Source organism: Kitasatospora sp. DSM 101779 (assembly GCF_025655475.1).
Taxonomy (GTDB): domain Bacteria; phylum Actinomycetota; class Actinomycetes; order Streptomycetales; family Streptomycetaceae; genus Kitasatospora.
This window is the reverse complement of the sequence record NZ_JAHTIK010000001.1, coordinates 8,267,530-8,285,537: the sequence shown is the minus strand read 5'-3', so window position 1 is coordinate 8,285,537 and position 18,008 is coordinate 8,267,530. Positions and strand designations below refer to the sequence as shown.

Sequence of the window (18,008 nt, the reverse complement as noted above, 5' to 3'; positions counted from 1 at the left end):
CCGCAGCCCGATCCAGGTCGTGAGCCTCGGTTCACCCATGCAGGGCGGCAGGGTGAGAATCGACCACTACTGGGTGAACGCGGCCCACCCGGGAGGGCGGCGGGCGGGCCTAGCGTTGCCGCCATGGAGAACAGGCAGGAACTGCTCAGCTCAGTACAGATGGCGCGCTTCGTCGCGCGCGGATCGCTGCGGCTGGACGCGGTGGTCCCGGCCGAGCTGAATGCCGAGGGTCTGAGGGTGCTGGCTGACGACGTGCCGCCGGTGCCGTACGGGACGCCGCTGTCCGCGGCCTACCCCGAAGGCTCGTTCGTCCGCAGGCTGCTCGAACTTCCGCGGGTCGCAGGGGCGCTGCGCAGCCTGGTGGGCCCCGAGCCGTGGGTGGACCACCACTTCGTGCACACCCGCGAACCCCACGGAGGCGACGCCCAGGCGTTGCACGGGGACGCCATCATCGATGTCCGGCAGGACGCCTTCGACGTGCAGCTGATGTACTACCCGCAGGCGGTGACATTGGAGATGGGCGGCACTCTCAGCGTGCCGGGCAGCCATCTGCGCCGGACCAACGAGTCGGACACTGGCCGCTACCAGAACCTGCGCGGACAGGACCGGCTGGTCTGCCCGGCCGGGACGGTGGTGTTTCTGCACCACGGCCTCTGGCACGGGGGCCGGCGCAACGACAGCGACACGCTGCGCTACATGTTCAAGATCCGCTTCAATCCGACGGTGCGTCAACAGCGGCTGTGGGACACCTCGGATCTCCACGACCCGCAGGTGAACGCGGAGTTGGACGCGATGTTCCCGTGGTACGAGGGGGCGACCGGTCGCCTGGAGCGGTACAACCGCATCCTGCTGTGGCGGGCGCTGACCGGCGACGACAGCTACGACCTCGACCACTGGGTGACCAGGGTCTCCAACCGCCCCAGGGGGAAGACGCCATGAGGACCGACTCGGCCCGGCAGCAGGTACTTGTTCTCTACCTGTCCAGCTCCGCGCTGGACTCCTACGTCGTCGGCTGGGCGAGGTACGACGGCACCGGCCGCACCTCGCCCACCACCGGCGACAGCGACGAGCCGCCGTACGAGACGGGGGTGGCGGCGCTCCGGGACGGCTGGCGATTGTTCCAGGCCGCTCAGCTGATCCCGCCGTACCCGGGTCGCGAGTACGACGTCTCCTTCCTCAAGCACGAGTTCTTCTTCGAACGGATCGTCGACGCATCGGCGCCATGACGCGCCCGAGGGACGATCGGCCCGCCCCGGCCGGCCTCCGGAGCGTGGCGGCCAGGGCATCTTGTGAGCGCCAACCGAACCAATGAGAACCGAACCTGCCCGTGGCCGGATGCCTCCGGCCGTGCTCCAGGCGGACGAGGAGTCTTCCGCGCCGGCCACGGCTCGTTGACCGCTGCGGTGACCGCATCACCCCCGTGTTCCACGGCCACCGTGCTGCCGAGGGTGCGGCGTGGCGCCCGCCGGGCACCGGACCAGGACCATCCCCTGAATGAGGACGAAATGACCGAGGCGAACCTCGTCGTGCTGTCGGCTGGTGACACGGCCCTCGCGCTCGACGCCACCGGACCCGAGATGCCCCGGGTGCTGCACTGGGGCGTCGATCCCGGCTTCCGCGCCGACGATGCCGCGCAGGTGCTCGACGCCTTGGGGCGAACCTCGCGCCACCAGGCCGGGAGCCTGATGCCCTCCCAGGGGCGCGGCTGGGGCTGGTTCGGACGTCCGACCCTCGCCGGGCACCGCGACGGCCGGGTCCGCCCCCTGCGCTTCGAGCTCGCCGAACCGGTCACCGTACGCGCCCAGGACGGCCGGGGCGGCACCGTCCACGTGCGGGCCCTGGACCCCGGCGCGGGGCTCGCGCTGGACACCGAGCTGCACCTGACGGAGCAGGGCGTGGTGCGGATGCGCCACACCCTGACCAACACGGCCACGGACGCCTACACCCTGGACGTGCTGGCGTGCGTGCTGCCGGTGCCCGCCCACGCCGCGGAACTGCTGGACTTCGCGGGCCGCTGGGCCCGTGAGCGCTCCCCCCAGCGCTCCCCGCTGCGGCAGGGCGTGTGGTCGAGGGAGAGCCGGCGCGGCCGCACCGGCTTCGACGCCGGGCTGCTAATCGCCGGTGCCGAAGGCTTCGGCTTCCGGCACGGCGAGGTCTGGGGCGTGCATCCCGCTTGGAGCGGCAACCACGTCGAGTACGCGGAGCGGCTGGCCGACGGGACGACGGTCCTCGGTGGCGGCGAGCTGCTGGACGCGGGTGAGATCCGGCTGGCGGAGAGCGAGTCCTACCGAACCCCGTGGGTGTACTTCGCGACCTCCGGCACGGGTCTGGACGGAATCAGCCGAGGGTTCCACGACATGCTCCGGGCCCGGCCACGGCACCCGCACTCCGCCCGGCCGGTCACCATGAACATCTGGGAGGCGGTCTACTTCGACCACGACCCCGAGCGGGTGCGCGCCCTCGCACAGACCGCGGCGCAGGTCGGCGTGGAGCGGTTCGTCGTGGACGACGGCTGGTTCCGCCACCGCCGCCACGACCGGGCCGGCCTCGGCGACTGGTATGTCGACGAGAAGGTGTGGCCCGACGGCCTGCGCCCGCTCGCCGACCACGTCCACGGCCTCGGCATGCAGTTCGGCCTCTGGTTCGAGCCCGAGATGGTCAACCCCGACTCCGACCTGGCCCGCGCCCACCCCGACTGGTTCCTGGCCGACCCCGACCGCCTCCCGTTCGAGCAGCGCAGTCAGCACGTCCTGGACGTCGCGCACCCCGACGCCCGTGCCTACGTGCTGGAGCGGATCAGCACCCTCGTCGGGGATGTGGGCATCGACTACATCAAGTGGGACCACAACCGCGACCTCGCCGACGCCGTCCACGACGGCCGACCCGGCGTACACGCCCAGACCACGGCGGTCTACCGGCTCCTGGACGAACTGCGCGGCCGCCACCCCGGGCTGGAGATCGAGTCCTGCTCCTCCGGCGGGGCCCGCGCCGACCTCGGCATCCTCGAACGCACCGACCGGATCTGGGGATCGGACAACATCGACCCGATCGAACGCCAGGCCATCCAGCGCTGGACCGGCCTGCTGCTGCCCTACGAGCTGATCGGTTCCCACGTCGGCTCCGCCCCCGCCCACATCAGCCACCGCGACACCGCACTCGCCTTCCGCTGCGCCACCGCCCTGTTCGGCCACGCCGGCATCGAATCCGACATCTCTAGCTGGTCGCAGGACGACCTGAACACGCTCACCGCCTGGGTCGGCGCCTACAAGCAGCTGCGCCCGCTGCTCCACGGCGGCGACGTCGTCCGCACCGACCACCCCGACCCGGCCGCCTGGGTCCACGGCGTCGTCTCGCGGGACCGGACCCACGCCGTCTTCGCCTACGTCCAACTGGACACCTCCGTCGCCGAGAACGGCGCGCCCGTACGCCTCCCGGGCCTGGACCTCGAGACCCGCTACGCCCTGCAGGTGCGCCCCGAACTCTCCTCCCCCGAGGACACCTGGCCCGCCTGGGCACGGCGTACAACCGCACTCACCCTCACCGGCCGCTACCTCGCCCAAGTCGGCCTCGCAGCCCCGGGCCTGACCAACCGTCCCGGCCACGCGTTGGTGGTCGAGGCGCAGGCGCAGCCATCGGCCTCGCAGACGTAGTCCTCCGCCGACTGCAGGGGTCCCGCTCCGACCCGCAGGAGCAGGACCCCTGCAGTCGGGGCGGACCGGTGTGCCGCGGTCCAGCGGGCTCGGGCTCGACAGGAGCCGTCACAGCGGGACGTCCGAGCCGCTGCGCGGGCGCCCCGGCCTGGCGCACACGGGCGAGGATCCGCTGCTACTCCGGCGGGGAGCGCATCCTGATCCACGCCGGGTCCGTGGTGCGGGACCAGCAGCACCGCGCGGTCCGGCCGCACAGGGTCGGACTCGGGCGCCCTGGAGTGCGGGTCAGACGTGGGTGGCGATGCCGAAGGCCTGTCGGGGCTGCGCCATGTCGTGACGGTCGCGATCGGTCGGTTCGTAGGCCTGGTGGAAGTAGACCTGCTGATCGGCCCACCGGCAGGGGACGGGCGGTCCCCTGGATCGTTCCCGCGGCGAGGCACGAGGCGGGATGGACGTACGGGTGCTCGGCGTCGGTCGACTCTGTCGGGCTTGAGAAGATGTCAGCAGAGTCGGGTCGCAACGTCGGCGCCTTCCCGTACGAAGACCGGGATGCGCTCCAGCGGGGCCTCGGCGTCGAGCGTCGTTCCGCCCTCCAGCATGCGGCCGGTGGCCGGGTCGAGCCAGCGGGTGCCGGACGGCAGGTACGCCCGACGGGCCCGGACGCCCGCCTCGTACACGGGTGCCACCAGCAGGTCGGGGCCGAGCAGGAACTGGTCGTCCACCTCCCAGGCGCGCTCGTCCTCGGGGAAGTCGAAGAACAGCGGGCGCATCGGCGGGGCGCCGGTGCGGTGGGCGTCCTCGGACAGGCCGTGCAGGTAGGGGCGCAGGCGCTCGCGCAGCAGCACGTGGTCCCGGAGAATGTCGTACGCCTCCTCCCCGTACGACCAGATCTCGTTCGGCCCGCCGGTCATCTCCGTGGCGAAGGCGTGGTAGTTGGGCTCGCGGTCTCCGTGCAGCCGCATGACCGGGCTGAAGGTGCCGTACTGGAACCACCGGACCAGCAGTTCGCGGTACGCGGGGTCGTCCGGGTCGCCGCCGAAGAAGCCGCCGATGTCGGTGTTCCACCAGGGGATGCCGCTCATCGCGACGTTCAGCCCGGCCCTGATCTGGCGCCCGAGGGAGTCGAAGGTCGTGGGGATGTCGCCGGACCACAGCAGGGCCCCGTACTTCTGGCTGCCCGCCCACGCCGAGCGGACCAGCGACAGCGGCCGCTCCTCGCCCGCCGCACGCAGGCCGTCGGCGACCGCGCGGGCGTGCTCCAGCGGGTAGAGGTTCGCGGACTCGGCCGCCGGCCCGGCCGCGTAGAGGGCACGCTCGGCGAGACCCGGGGGCAGATCGGGTTCGCAGGCGTCCAGCCAGAAGCACGCCACGCCGTGCGAACGGTAGTTGTCGTTCAGCCGCTGCCACAGCGCGGCGCGCGCCCCCGGGTGGGTGGCGTCGTAGTACGCCATCGGGCGGATCAGGGCTTCCCCGCCGAACCGGGACGGCCACGGGAACGTGAGCAGACCGCCGGCCGCGTCCCGTACGAGGTGCCCGGCCGAGCGCAGTTCGTCGTACGCGTCGCTGTCGGCCTCCACGGTTGGCCACACCGAGACGGCGAGCTTCACGCCGAGGTCCGACAGCTCCTTGACCATGGCGGCGGGATCGGGCCACTCGCTCTCCTCGAAGCGCCAGTCGCCCATCCGGGGCCAGTGGAAGAAGTCGCAGACGATGACGGACAGCGGCAGTCCCCGTTCCTTGTACTGCCGTGCCACGGACAGGAGTTCGTCCTGGGTGCGGTAGCGGAGTTTCGACTGCCAGAAACCGGAGGCCCAGTCGGGGAGGAGAGGCGGGCGTCCGGTGGTCCGGGTGTAGGCGTCCAGGATTCGGGCCGGGGTGTCGCCGGCGGTGATCCAGTAGTCGATGCGCCCGCCGCCGTCGGCGGTCCACCGGGTGGTGTCGGCGCCCAGCTCGACCCGGCCGGTGGCGGGGTTGTTCCACAGCAGTCCGTAGCCGCGCGAGGAGTGCAGGAAGGGGACGGTCGCCGCCGTGTTGCGCTGAACGAGGTCGATCACACAGCCCTTCTGGTTGAGCCGCCCGTGCAGGTGCTGCCCCAGGCCGTGCAGCCGTTCGCCGTCGTAGGCCTCGAAGGACTGTTCCGTCCGGCCGCCCGCCGCGTGGACGCGGGAGCCGGCATGGTGCGCATACGGGCTGCGCTCGGCGAGGAGTTCGCGGCCCGACGTGGCATCGACGAACCGCAGCCGGCCGTACGCCGCGGCCTCGACGGCCATGCTGCCGTTGACCAGGCGGGCGGAGCCGTCGTCCGACACGGACACCTCGGCGTGCGGGGCGGGCCGCGGGTTCTCCAGCGCACCGGGGGCGGTTGGGTCGATGGTCCTGGACGAGGCCCGCACCCGGACGGCGTCCGGTCCCCAGGGCTCGATGCGGAGGATCTCTGCGGCGGTGTGCCGTTCCAGGGCGCCCGCGCGGATGCTGTAGGACAAGGGTCGGTTCCTTTGGGGTCGGTCGGGTGCACCGGCGCTTCGGCGGCGGGGCGAGTTTGACGACGGCGGGTCGGCCGTCGTCCAGGCGGACGCGGTAGGCGCTGTTGAACCAGCCGTCGGTCAGCTCGTGTTCCAGGCGGCATCCCACGCCGGCGGAGCCGCGCCACAGGGTGTCGAGGGCGGCGGGTGTCAGGTGGCGCTTGGTGCGGCTCCGCATCGGCACGTCCGGGCGTGGGTCGGGCGGAAGGGGGGCGGGGCCACGCGCCACGGTGCGGTGGCGCGGGGCCTCGCGTCGGGGCGGGCCTCAGGCCGGGTACGGCAGGTCCGCCTCGTGGGTGTCGGCCGGGCTGATGGGCAGGGCGCCGCCCGGGCCGCCGGTCCGCAACTGCCAGGAGTGCGGGCTGTCGGTGGTCACCCGCAGGCGGTCGCCGGTGCGACGCAGGTGGAAGCGGGCGCTCTCGCCGGGGCCGTCGCTGCTCGGGATCACCACGGTGCGCTCGGCGCCGTCGGAGAAGGCGTGGACGCGCAGTTCGACGCCCTCCGCCCAGGCGGAGACCGGGCGCTGGTCGTCCGCCGCGAACGGGATGACGGAGTCGGGGCGGGCGAGCAGTGGCAGGGTGTGGAAGCCGTGGTGTTCGCGGACCCAGCGCGGGCCGGTGACCTGGTCGCCGGTCAGGATGTTGGTCCAGGTGCCCTCGGGCACGTAGTACTCGACCGTGCCGTCCTCGGTGAAGACCGGGGCGACGAGCAGGTCGTCGCCGAGCATGTACTGCCGGTCGAGCGTGCCGGTAGCCGGGTCGTCCGGGAACTCCAGCACCATCGCCCGCATCACCGGGACGCCGGTGGCGTGGGCCTGCTGCGCCGCGCGCTGGAGGTAGGGCGCGAGGCGGTGCTTGAGCAGGGTGAACTCGCGGGTGACCTCGACCGCTTCGTCACCGAACTCCCAGGGCACCCGGTAGGACTTACTGCCGTGCAGGCGGCTGTGCGAGGAGAGCAGGCCGAACTGTGTCCAGCGCTTGAAGACGGCGGGGGTCGGGGTGCCCTCGAAGCCGCCGATGTCGTGGCTCCAGAAGCCGAAGCCGGACAGGCCGAGGGACAAGCCCCCGCGCAGCGACTCCGCCATGGCGTTGAAGTGGGACTCGCAGTCGCCGCCCCAGTGCACCGGGTACTGCTGGCCGCCGGCGGTGGCGGAACGGGCGAACAGCAGCGCCTCGCCCTCGCCGCGCTCCTCGCGCAGCAGCTCGAAGACGGCCCGGTTGTAGACGTGGGTGTAGTAGTTGTGCATCCGCTCGGGGTCGGAGCCGTCGTGCCAGACGACGTCGGTGGGGATGCGCTCGCCGAAGTCGGTCTTGAAGCAGTCCACGCCCTGCGCGAGCAGGGCGCGCAGCTTGCCGGTGTACCAGTCGCGGGCGGCGGGGTTGGTGAAATCCACCAGGGCCATGCCCGGCTGCCAGAGGTCCCACTGCCATACGGTGCCGTCCGCGCGCCGCACGAGGTAGCCCTCGCGCATGCCCTCGGCGAACAGCTCCGACTTCTGCGCGATGTACGGGTTGATCCACAGGCAGATGCGCAGCCCCTGCTCCTTGAGCCTGGCTAGCATGCCCGCCGGGTCCGGGAAGGTTTCCGGGTCCCAGCGGAAGTCGCTCCACTGGTACCCGCGCATCCAGAAGCAGTCGAAGTGGAAGACGCTCAGCGGGATGCCGCGCTCGGCCATGTCGCCGACGAAGCGGTTGACGGTGGCCTCGTCGTACTCGGTGGTGAAGGAGGTGGTCAGCCACAGGCCCAGCGCCCAGGCCGGCGGCAGGGCCGGGCGGCCGGTGAGCGCGGTGTAGCGCTCCAGGATCGCCTTTGGGGTCGGACCGTGGACGACGAAGTACTCCAGTGACTGGTCCTCGACGCTGAACTGCACCTGGCCGACGGACTCGGAGCCAACCTCGTAGCTGACCTTCCCCGGGTGGTTGACGAAGACGCCGTAGCCCCGGTTGGTCAGGTGGAACGGGACGTTCTTGTACGCCTGTTCGCTGTTGGTGCCGCCGTCCGCCTGCCAGATGTCCACCACCTGGCCGTTGCGGACGAACGGGGTAAACCGCTCTCCGAGGCCGTAGACCAGCTCGCCGACGCCCAGCGAGAGCTGTCCGAGCATGTGGTGGCGACCGTCGGCGTCGGTGACGAAACCGGTGCCGCGCTCCCCCACCGAGGTCAGTACCCGTCCACCGGCGGTGAACTCCAGCCGCCACGGCTGGGCGGTGTCCACGCGCAGCGTCAGGTCGCCGGCGCTGAGCTCCACCACGTCGCCGTCCCGGCGCACCTTGCCGGCGCCCTGATCGGCGCCGGGCAGCGCGAACTCCGGCCCGCGCCGCACCGAACCGGCGTGGTGGGTGGTGCGCACCCCGATCACGCCCTCGGCCGGGGACCAGCACTCGACGGTCAGCAGTGGGCTGTTGAGCGTGTCACCGCGGCCGCGCACGTGTTTCACGGGCGCGTAGAGGGTCATCCGGTCCTCGCCGGTGCGGACGTCGGCGACCTCGGCGGCGTAGCGCGCCGTGACGCCCGGGCGCATCAGCCAGTAGCCGTCGGTGAACTTCATCGCGCAGGTTCCTCCGTTCGCGCACGGTGCGCGGTGATCAGGTCCCGGTACCAGTGGTAGCTGTCCTTGGGCGTTCGGGTCAGTGTGTCGTAGTCGACGCGGACCAGGCCGAAGCGCTGCGCGTAGCCGCGGGCCCACTCGAAGTTGTCCAGCAGCGACCAGACGTAGTAGCCGCGCACGTCGACGCCGGCCGCGATGGCGTCGGCGACGGCGGCGAGGTGGTCGTGGAGGTAGGCGGTGCGCGAGGTGTCGTGGACGCTCCCGTCGGGGGCGACCTCGTCCTCGAAGGCGGCGCCGTTCTCGGTGATCCACACTGGCGGTAGCTGCGGGTAGCGGGCGTGCAGCCCGCACAGCAGCTCGGTGAGCGCGCCGGGGACGATCGGCCATCCCATGGTGGTGTGCGTCGTGCCGTACGGGTCGAGCTCGGTGAGGCCGATGTCCACGGCAGTGCGGGCTTCGACCTCGTCGGAGCGGTGCGGGGCGGCGGCGACGGTGATCGGACGGTAGAAGTTGACGCCGAGGAAGTCCAGCGGCGCGCCGATCAGCTCCAGGTCGCCGGGCCGCCGCCAGGGGCCGTCGGCAAGGCCGCCCCAGGTCTCCGTCTCCCGCGCGGGGTAGCGTCCGGCGAGCAGCGGCTCGGTCCACACCTCGTTGTGGAGGACTTCGGCACGGCGCAGGGCGGCCCGGTCCTCGGGGAGGGAGGAGACGGCGTGGATGCGGTCGAGGTTGAGGGTGATCCCGACCTCCCGGGCGGCTGCGTCGCGCAGCTCCCGCACGGCCAGGCCGTGGGCGACCAGCAGGTGGTGCGCGGCGGCCAGCGCCCCGCCGCTCTCCCGGGCGCCGGGCGCGTGGCGTCCCTCGGCGTATCCCACGAACGCGGAGCAGTACGGTTCGTTGAGGGTGATCCAGCGTTCCACCCGGTCGCCGTAGCGCTCGGCCGCGAGGGCCGCGTACGCGGCGAACGCCGCGGCCGTCTCCCGCACCCGCCAGCCGCCACGGTCCTCCAGCGCCTGGGGCAGGTCCCAGTGGTAGAGGGTGACGGCCGGCCGGATCCCGGCGGCCAGCAGTTCGTCGATCAGGCGGTCGTAGAAGTCCAGGCCCTTGGGGTTGACCGGGCCGGTGCCCCGGGGCAGCAGCCGGGACCAGGCGATTGAGAAGCGGTAGCTGTCGACGCCGAGCCCGCGCAGCAGGGCCACGTCCTCCTGGTAGCGGTGGTAGTGATCGCAGGAGGTGTCACCGGTGGCGGCACCGAGGGTGCGGCCCGGGGTGTGGCTGAAGGTGTCCCAGATGGAGGGGCCGCGGCCGTCCTGGTCGTGGGCGCCCTCGACCTGGTACGCGGCGGTGGCGGTGCCGAACCGGAACCCGGCGGGGAGGACCGGGAAGTCCGGGTCGGCGGGGGTCACGGCGCTCACTGCTTCGGCGCCAGGCCGCGCCGGTGCAGCCAGGCCAGTTGGGCGGGCGGGTTGGAGCCGCAGCCGCCGGCGTGGTCGGCGAACGGCCACACCGTCATGGTGCGGTCCTCGCCCGCGTAACGGTTGAAGGCGGCGTAGACCGTCCGGGGAGGGCAGATCGGGTCCATCAGGCCGACGCTGAACAGCGCGGGGGCGGTGGCCCGCTGGGCGAAGTTGACGCCGTCGAAGTAAGCGAGGGTGGCGAAGGTCGGCTGCACGCGCTCCCGACTGTGCCAGCGCAGGTAGCTGACGAGCTCCTGGTACGGACCGTCCAGGGAGGTCTGTGCGCCCTCGCGGTAGTGGCACAGGAACGGGACGTCCGGCATCACGGCGGCCACCCGGTCCCCGCTGAGCCCGGCGACGGCGAGGGACAGGCCGCCGCCCTGGCTGCCGCCTGCCGCGACGATCCGGTCGGCGTCGAGGCCAGGTAGCTGCGCGACGGCGTCGACGGCGCGCACGCAGTCGGTCATCAGCCGCCGGTAGTAGTGGTTCTCGGGGGAGTCGATGCCCTTGGTCATGAAGCCCCCGACCCACTGGGTGCCGTCGCCCATGCCCCGGTCCGGGGTGTCGTGGCCCTGGCCCCGGCTGTCGACGACGAGCTCGGCGTAGCCGGCGGCGGACCAGAACAGGTGCTCGGTGGGCAGCCCGCGACCGCCGCTGTACCCCTGGTAACTGACGACGACGGGCAGCGGTCCGTCCACGCCGCGCGGGCGCAGCAGCCAGGCGGCCACCGGCTCCCCGTTCCAGCCGGGGAACCGTACGTCTTCGACCTCGACGGTGCGCATTCCGTACTGCGCGGTGACACGTTCGGTCTTGACCGCCCCGCCGTGCGAGTGAGCCTCGTCAAGGGTGCGCTGCCAGAACTCGTCGAAGTCCTGCGGAATGGTCGACTCGGGCTGGTAGCTGACGAGTTCGTCGGGTCCGAAGTCGGTGATCGGCATGGGGGCGTCCTCCGGGTGGAGCGTTGACGAGGCGATGTGATGCGGCGTGAGCAGTGACATGCGGGCCGCCTCCGGGCGGCGGGTGGTGGGATCGGAACGGATACGGCCCAAAGGCGGGGTACTCCGGGCTCGGAGGCCGGGTACGGGTGGCGGCCCGCCCATCCGATGGGCGGGCCGCCGTGGTGCGACGGGCCTCAGCCGGCGGTGCCGGCCACGCCGAAGCGGAACGCGGCCAGGCGCACCCCGCCGTGCAGGGCCAGCACCAGGTCGTGCACGCCGACCAGCGGGGCTGCCAGTTCGGCGCCGACCGTGGTCCAGCGGTAGCGGTGGCCGGTCACCGGTACGTCGATCTTCGCCAGCAGCCGGTCGCCGGCCCGGAACTCCAGCCGCGCCTCCCCGGTGCCGACGCCCTCCCGGGCGGTCTCCGCCTCGACCCGGACGGCATCCGAGAGGTCGACGCCGCGGAACAGCAGCACGGCCGGCTGGGCCGCGTCGGCCGGGGTGACGGCGTCGCCGTCGGTGCGGGTGGCGTCGACGACGGTGCTGTCCGCGTGGTCGTCGTAGTCGACCGCCAGGATGCGGTGTTCGACCAGGGAGCGGGGCTGCGGCGCCGGTCCGGTGACGGTGAGCGGCGCGGTGAGCACCGTGTGCTCGGCCGAGCGAGCGACCACGATCTCGTACCCGCCGGGGTCGACGGTGAAGGCTCCGGTGGCCACGTCCCAGTGGGCGAGTCGGTCGGCCGGCAGGTGGAAGGCCAGCTCGCGGCTCTCGCCCGGCTCCAGGCGGACCTTGGCGAAGTCGGCCAGTCGCAGCCGGGGCGCCCGGTAGCGGGCGTCCAGGGCGCGAACGTAGAGCTGGACGACCTCGCTGCCGGTCCGCTGTCCGGTATTGGCCAATGTCAGGGTGGCGTCAAGGGCGCCGTCCCGGTCGATCGAGGTCTCGGACAGGCGCAGGTCGCTGTGGGTGAACTCGGTGTACGACAGCCCGTGCCCGAACGGGTAGAGCGGCGCGGCCTCGTGGTACTGGTAGGTCCAGCCGGCCTTGATGATGTCGTAGTCCAGCGGCGCCGGCAGCGGGTCGTCGCCCCGGTACCAGGTCTGCGGGAGGCGGCCTGCGGGCTCGGCGTCGCCGAGGAGGACGGCGGCCAGCGCGTTCCCGGTCTCCTGGCCGCCGTGGGAGGTCCACAGCACGGCGGGCAGGTGGGCGTCGGCCCAGTCGACGGCGTACGGGTAGCTGCTCATCACCACCAGCGCGGTCTGCGGCCGGATTGCGGCGACGGCGCGCAGCAGCGCTTCCTGCCCGGCGGGCAGCGCGATGTCGACCCGGTCCTCGGTCTCCCGGCCGTTGACCAGCGGGTGGTTTCCGAGGACCACGACCGCGGCGTCGGCGTCCTCGGCCGCGGCCCGGGCCTCGGCGGTGCCGTCGCGCAGCAGGTCGCGCTGGAACCGCTCGGCGTCCTCGGCGTTCTCGGCGGTGACGGTGACCCGGCCGTCGGCCGGGTCGACGGCGGCGTACCGGCCGGTGAAGACGGAGCGCACCAGCACGGCGCCGTCCTCGGCCGGCTCCAAGTGGAAGGTCTCCTGGACGAACCAGCTCTTGATCACCTGCGTGTCGGCGACCAGCGTGGCGTCGTCCTTCAGGCAGAGGTAGCGGCCGGTGTCGGCGTCTCGCAGGGTCAGCATGGCGCGTCCCCAGTCGGTCACGTCGAACGCCGCACCGCCGAGCAGTTCGCCGGTGGTGCGCGAGCGCAGCGTGATCTGGTCGTTGCCCTCCACCCGGACCACCTCGCCGCCGTGGGCGCCGAGGGCGACGGTGAGGCCGTCGGCGATGGTGACCCGGTAGGGCAGGGTGCCGCTGTACCAGTCCTCGCAGAGCGTGTCGGAGAGCGGGCCGATCACGGCGATCCGCTGGGCGCGGGTTGCGTCGAGCGGCAGCAGACCGTCGTTCTTGAGCAGCACCACCGACTCGGTGGCGGCGCGCCGGGCGAGTTCGCGGTGCTCGGCGCAGTTGACCGCATCCGGACCGATTGCCGCATACGGGTCCAGTTCGGGGTCGAACTCGCCGAGGCGGAAGCGCACTTCGAGCTGGCGGCGGACCGCGAGGTCGATGTCGTCCTGGTCGATCAGGCCTCGTTCGAGGGCTTCGCCCAGGCGGCGGACCACCGTCTCGCTGTCCTCGCCGTGGTCGGTGAAGCTGTCGATGCCGGCCTTGAGCGCGGCGGCATGGCCCTCCGCGTGATCTTCGAAGTAGTGCTCGGGGTCGACCAGGTTGGACGGGGCCTCGGCGTCGCTCACCACGAACAGCTCATAGCCGGTGGGCCGCGCCCAGCGACGCAGTTCGTCCTCGATCAACGGACTGACGTGGCAGGGGCGGCCGTTGACCAGGTTGTAGGCGGCCATCGCGCCGGTGGCGGCGCCGGAGGCGACAACCGGGCGGAAGGCGGCCAGGTCGTACTCCTGCAGCACCCGTGGGCGCAGCCCGGAGGAGGTGGTGCAGCGGTCGTCCTCGTTGTTGTAGGCGAGGAAGTGCTTGAGCACCGGGGCCGAGCGCAGGTAGGTCGGGTGGTCGCCGGCCAGGCCGCGGCAGTACGCCTCACCGAGCCGGGCGGTGTGCACCGGGTCCTCAGAGTAGCCCTCCTCGTTGCGCCCCCAGCGGGGATCGCGCAGCAGGTTCAGCACCGGGGCCCAGGCCTGCAGGCTGTTGGGGCCGCGGCCGGCGGCGACGGCCGGCGGGCGGTGGTGGTGGAAGGCGCGCAGCTCGACCGAGACCGCCTCGGCGACCCGGCGCAGCAGCTCTCCGTCCCAGCTGGCGCCGAGGCCGACGGCCTGCGGGAAGACGGTCGCCTCCCCCAGCCAGGAGACGCCGTGCAGCGCCTCGCTGCCGGTGCGGAAGGCGGCGAGGCCCAGGCGCGGGAGGGCCGGCGCGTACTGGTGCAGCATCGCGATCCGCTCCTCGGGCGTGAGTCGCCCGAGGAGGTCGTCGACGCGCTTGCGCAGGGGCAGTGCGGGATCGCGGAACGGGTGCAGCTCGGCTGCGGAAACAGACGGGGAAGTCAACGGGAGACCCTTCGGACTGGCAGGGCGCGGTGGCCGTTCGTCGAAGCGATTCGACGCTGGCACGGCCCCGGGGTAACTGTCAACTGCCCTGGGAACAAGGGTCTTTGTATTTGTTCAGCCTCTTGCCCAATTGGTAACGCGTCGTTAGTCTCGCCGCAACATCCAAGCGCTTCGACGATTCGACGGAGAGGGGCCACGCCACCATGAGATCTGGCTTGAACCGCAGGAGCTTCCTGAGCACTGCCGCCACGGTCGCGGGAGCCGCCGCGATGGCGCCGCTGCTGTCCGCCTGCGGCGGCGGCTCGACCAGGAAGTCCGGTGCGAACACCCAGGGGGGCCTGAAGGCGGCGCTGCCGGCCTACGTGCCGAACGGCAACGCGGTCAAGCCGGACATCGCCTCCGTGCAGGGCGGACCGGACGCCGCGACCGACCCGGCCTACCTCTCCTACCCCGCCTCCCCGCCCGCCAGCGTCTCCGGCGTCCCGGGCAGGGGCGGCAGCTACACGGCGGTCACTCCGCTGTGGGGCACCAACCCGCCGGCCGGCAACTCCTTCTACCAGGCGATGAACAAGGCGCTGGGGGTGGAGCTGACCGTCAAGCCCGCGGACGGGAACACCTACGACACCATCGTCCCGACGATGACCGCCGCCAAGAAGCTGCCGGACTGGATCAACCTGCCGGCCTGGTGGAACGCCAAGTTCAACACCGGTTCGCTGGTCGGCAGCCAGCTCGCGGACCTGACCCCGTACCTGTCCGGCGACAACATCAAGAAGTACCCGAACCTGGCCGCCCTCCCCACCGGCGCCTGGCAGAACGGGGTCTGGGGAGACAAGCTCTACGGGATCCCCTGCTTCTCCACCAGCTTCGGCATCCCCGGCGCCACCTTCTACCGCCGGGACATCCTCGAAGGCCGGGGCATCGCGGCCGCGCAGGTGAAGTCCGCCGACGACCTGATGAACCTCGGCAAGGAGCTGACCGACGCCAAGCGCGGTGTGTGGGCCTTCGACGACGTGTGGACCTACCTCCAGTTCAGCTGGGGCGTCCCCATGAACTGGAGGGTCGACAACGGCAAGCTGGTCCACCCGTTCGAAACCCAAGAGTTCTTGGAGGCCCTCGACTGGCACTACCGGCTCGCCACCTCCGGCTACATGCACCCGGACGCGCTCGCCGGTGACAACGCCAACGGCGCCACCCGCTTCTACAGCGGGAAGACGCTCATCGGCGGCGGCGGACTGGGCGCCTGGAACCTGGCCGACCACCAGTCCGGCACCGCCGCGGACCCGAACTACCGGCGCGGCGCGTTCAACGCCATCACCGCCGACGGCAGGGGCACGCCCGCGGTCCCCATGGGCGCCTCCAGCAGCATGATCAGCTACCTCAACGCCGACCTGAAGCCCGCACAGATCGAGGAACTGCTCGCCGTCGCGAACTACCTCGCCGCCCCCTACGGCACGGCCGAGTACACCCTGGTCAACTTCGGTGTCGAGGGCGTCCACCACACCCGGGTGAACGGGGTGCCGACCTTCACCGACGAGGGCAAGAAGGACGTCCAGGCGACGGCCTTCCCGTTCCTCGCCGCTTCCGCCTCCGTGATCAGCAACCCCGGCGGGGACCAGGTCACCAAGGACTACGCGGCCTGGTCGGCCGCCAACGTCAAGCACCTCACCAAGCCGCCGTTCTGGGGCATGAACTTCAGCATGCCGCAGGCGATCGCCTCAGCCCAGGCCGCGCAGAGCGTCAACGACACCCTCAAGGACTGCTACCACGGCAAGAAGAAGGTCTCCGACGTGCAGGACGCCATCGCCGGCTGGCGTAACGGGCCGGGGCAGCGGCTCAAGCAGTGGATGACCGAGAACGTCCTCGACAAGTACGGCACCGGCCAGTGAGCACCGCAGCGCCGAAGCGACCGGAAGGCCCGGCGCGACTCGACTGGCGGATCAGACTGCGGCGCGACAGGTCGCTCCTGCTGATGACGGTGCCCGCGGCCGCCCTGTTGCTGGTGTTCAACTACGTCCCACTGTTCGGCATCGTCACCGCCTTCCAGGAGTACGACCCGCTGGTCGGGGTCTGGCACAGCGAATGGGTCGGCTTCGACCAGTTCCAGCAACTGTTCGGCGACCCGGCCTTCTGGGCCTCGATGAAGAACACGCTGTACCTCAGCTTCGTCCAGCTGATCCTGTTCTTCCCGGTCCCGATCGCCCTGGCCCTGCTGCTCAACTCGGTGATGAGCGAACGGATCCGCAACCTGTTCCAGTCCGTGGTCTACCTGCCGCACTTCTTCTCGTGGGTGCTCGCGATCACCATCTTCCAGCAGATGCTGGGCGGCGCCGGCGTGCTCAACCAGTTCCTGCGCCAGCACGACATTGGCACCTGGGACATCATGACCGACCCGCACACCTTCGCGCTGCTGGTGACCTCCCAGGCGATATGGAAGGAGGCCGGCTGGGGCATCATCGTCTTCCTCGCGGCGCTGAGCGCGATCAACAGCGAGCTGTACGAGGCCGCGGCGGCGGACGGCGCGGGACGCTTCCGGCGGACGTGGCACATCACCCTGCCGGGCCTGCGCGGGGTGATCGTGCTGATGCTGGTCCTGCGCCTCGGCAACGCGCTGTCCGTCGGATTCGAGCAGTTCCTGGTCCAGCGCGAGGCGGTCGGCCACGAGGCCGCGGACGTCCTGGACACCTTCTCCTTCTACTACGGCATCGCCACCGGCGGCTACAGCTACGGCGCGGCGGCCGGGCTCTTCAAGAGCGTGGTCTCGCTGCTCCTGATCTGGGGCGCCAACACGCTGGCGCACGCCTTCGGCGAGGACGGGCTGTACAGAAAATGACCAACGCACTCACCATCGCTTCCCGGCGCCGGCGGCGCCACGACGCGACAGGGGCGGCCCGGCAGCGGTCCCGCTCGGTCCGGCCGCCGTGGGAGGAGCCGCCCACCGTCGTCGGCCAGGCCGCCAAGGGGCTGACGCTCGGGGCGACGCTCGCCGTCATCCTGGTCCCGCTCTGGATCATCGTCCTGACCAGCTTCTCCACCCCCGGCGCCGTCAACCGGGCCGGCGGCCTGGTGATCTGGCCGGACGGTCTGAGCGCCGAGACGTACCGCCAGATGCTCAACGACCCGACCGTGGTCACCGCACTGATGGTGAGCCTGGGTATCACCGTGGTCGGCACCGCGGTGTCCATGGCCGTCTCGATCCTGTGCGCCTACGGCCTCTCCCGGCCCCGGTCCCTCGGGCACCGCTTCGTCCTGATGCTGCTGATCATCACGATGTTCGTCGGCGGCGGCCTGATCCCGAGCTTCCTGGTGGTCACCGGGCTCGGCGGTTATGGCCAGTGGTGGGCGCTGATCCTGCCGAACGCGGTCTCCGTCTTCAACATCCTGGTGCTGCGCGCCTTCTACCAGGAGACCTCCTCCGAACTGATCGACGCCGCCCGGATGGACGGCGCCGGCGACTGGCGGATCCTGTGGTCCGTCGTCCTGCCCACCTCACGCGCCGTCACCGCCGTCACCTCGCTGTTCTACGCCGTCGGGTACTGGAACTCGTTCTTCAACGTCATGCTCTACATGCCGACTGACAGTCAGAAATGGCCACTGCAGTACGTGTTGCTCACCTACGTCAACCGCGGCAACGGCCTGCCCGGTTCCGTCAACTCCGGCTTCGGCAGCGCCCACGCGCAGACCGCCCCGCTGTCTCTGCAGATGGCGGTCGTGGTCCTGACCCTGGTACCACTGGTGATCGTCTACCCGTTCGTGCAGAAGCACCTGCGCACCGGTGTCCTGACCGGCGCGATCAAGGGCTGAGCGGACCGCTCCCCAACCGAAACCGACACGAAGGAAACA

At 71.5% G+C, this 18,008-nt stretch carries 12 protein-coding genes; 6 read left to right on the top strand and 6 right to left on the bottom strand.

The window, feature by feature from the left end; all coding sequences use genetic code 11:
- Positions 1-123 precede the first annotated feature (123 nt).
- The 3 genes from KSNIM_RS37865 (at position 124) to KSNIM_RS37855 (ending at position 3,650) form a co-directional block, all read left to right on the top strand.
- Positions 124-939 carry a phytanoyl-CoA dioxygenase family protein gene (locus KSNIM_RS37865; RefSeq protein WP_263107716.1) on the top strand — a complete coding sequence of 272 codons (816 nt, stop codon included), beginning with the start codon at positions 124-126 and terminating at the stop codon, positions 937-939.
- Positions 936-1,226, top strand: a complete 291-nt coding sequence (locus KSNIM_RS37860) for a hypothetical protein (RefSeq protein ID WP_263107715.1) — start codon at positions 936-938, stop codon at positions 1,224-1,226. Before KSNIM_RS37865 ends, KSNIM_RS37860 begins: the two co-directional genes overlap by 4 nt.
- A gap of 279 nt (positions 1,227-1,505) precedes the next feature.
- Positions 1,506-3,650: an alpha-galactosidase gene (locus KSNIM_RS37855; protein ID WP_263107714.1), complete on the top strand. Its 2,145-nt coding sequence runs from the start codon at positions 1,506-1,508 to the stop codon at positions 3,648-3,650.
- A gap of 285 nt (positions 3,651-3,935) precedes the next feature.
- Here KSNIM_RS37855 and KSNIM_RS39595 read toward each other — a convergent pair whose 3' ends face one another.
- The 6 genes from KSNIM_RS39595 to KSNIM_RS37830 all read right to left on the bottom strand — a co-directional run bounded on the left by KSNIM_RS39595 (position 3,936) and on the right by KSNIM_RS37830 (position 14,168).
- Positions 3,936-4,100 (bottom strand): nucleotidyltransferase domain-containing protein, encoded by a 165-nt coding sequence (locus tag KSNIM_RS39595; protein WP_411543913.1) that lies wholly within the window; start codon positions 4,098-4,100, stop codon positions 3,936-3,938.
- 50 nt (positions 4,101-4,150) lie between these two features.
- Positions 4,151-6,133 carry a glycoside hydrolase family 31 protein gene (locus tag KSNIM_RS37850; protein WP_263107713.1) on the bottom strand — a complete coding sequence of 661 codons (1,983 nt, stop codon included), beginning with the start codon at positions 6,131-6,133 and terminating at the stop codon, positions 4,151-4,153.
- A gap of 304 nt (positions 6,134-6,437) precedes the next feature.
- Positions 6,438-8,720: an alpha-xylosidase gene (gene yicI, locus KSNIM_RS37845; protein WP_263107712.1), complete on the bottom strand. Its 2,283-nt coding sequence runs from the start codon at positions 8,718-8,720 to the stop codon at positions 6,438-6,440.
- Complete coding sequence (locus KSNIM_RS37840; protein ID WP_411543830.1) at positions 8,717-10,123, bottom strand: GH1 family beta-glucosidase; 1,407 nt, start codon at positions 10,121-10,123, stop codon at positions 8,717-8,719. The genes yicI and KSNIM_RS37840 overlap by 4 nt, the downstream gene beginning before the upstream one ends.
- Positions 10,124-10,128: 5 nt before the next feature.
- On the bottom strand, positions 10,129-11,112 hold the full coding sequence (locus tag KSNIM_RS37835; protein ID WP_263107710.1) for an acetylxylan esterase: 984 nt from the start codon (positions 11,110-11,112) through the stop codon (positions 10,129-10,131).
- 194 nt (positions 11,113-11,306) lie between these two features.
- Positions 11,307-14,168: a glycoside hydrolase family 3 protein gene (locus tag KSNIM_RS37830; RefSeq protein WP_263107709.1), complete on the bottom strand. Its 2,862-nt coding sequence runs from the start codon at positions 14,166-14,168 to the stop codon at positions 11,307-11,309.
- A gap of 215 nt (positions 14,169-14,383) precedes the next feature.
- On the opposite strand from KSNIM_RS37830, the gene KSNIM_RS37825 reads away from it, so the two are divergent.
- The 3 genes from KSNIM_RS37825 to KSNIM_RS37815 are packed head-to-tail and all read left to right on the top strand — an operon-like array spanning position 14,384 to position 17,969.
- Complete coding sequence (locus KSNIM_RS37825; protein WP_263107708.1) at positions 14,384-16,054, top strand: ABC transporter substrate-binding protein; 1,671 nt, start codon at positions 14,384-14,386, stop codon at positions 16,052-16,054.
- Positions 16,009-16,998 carry an ABC transporter permease gene (locus tag KSNIM_RS37820; RefSeq protein WP_411543829.1) on the top strand — a complete coding sequence of 330 codons (990 nt, stop codon included), beginning with the start codon at positions 16,009-16,011 and terminating at the stop codon, positions 16,996-16,998. The genes KSNIM_RS37825 and KSNIM_RS37820 overlap by 46 nt, the downstream gene beginning before the upstream one ends.
- Positions 16,995-17,969 carry a carbohydrate ABC transporter permease gene (locus KSNIM_RS37815; RefSeq protein ID WP_263107706.1) on the top strand — a complete coding sequence of 325 codons (975 nt, stop codon included), beginning with the start codon at positions 16,995-16,997 and terminating at the stop codon, positions 17,967-17,969. Before KSNIM_RS37820 ends, KSNIM_RS37815 begins: the two co-directional genes overlap by 4 nt.
- Positions 17,970-18,008: the final 39 nt, after the last annotated feature.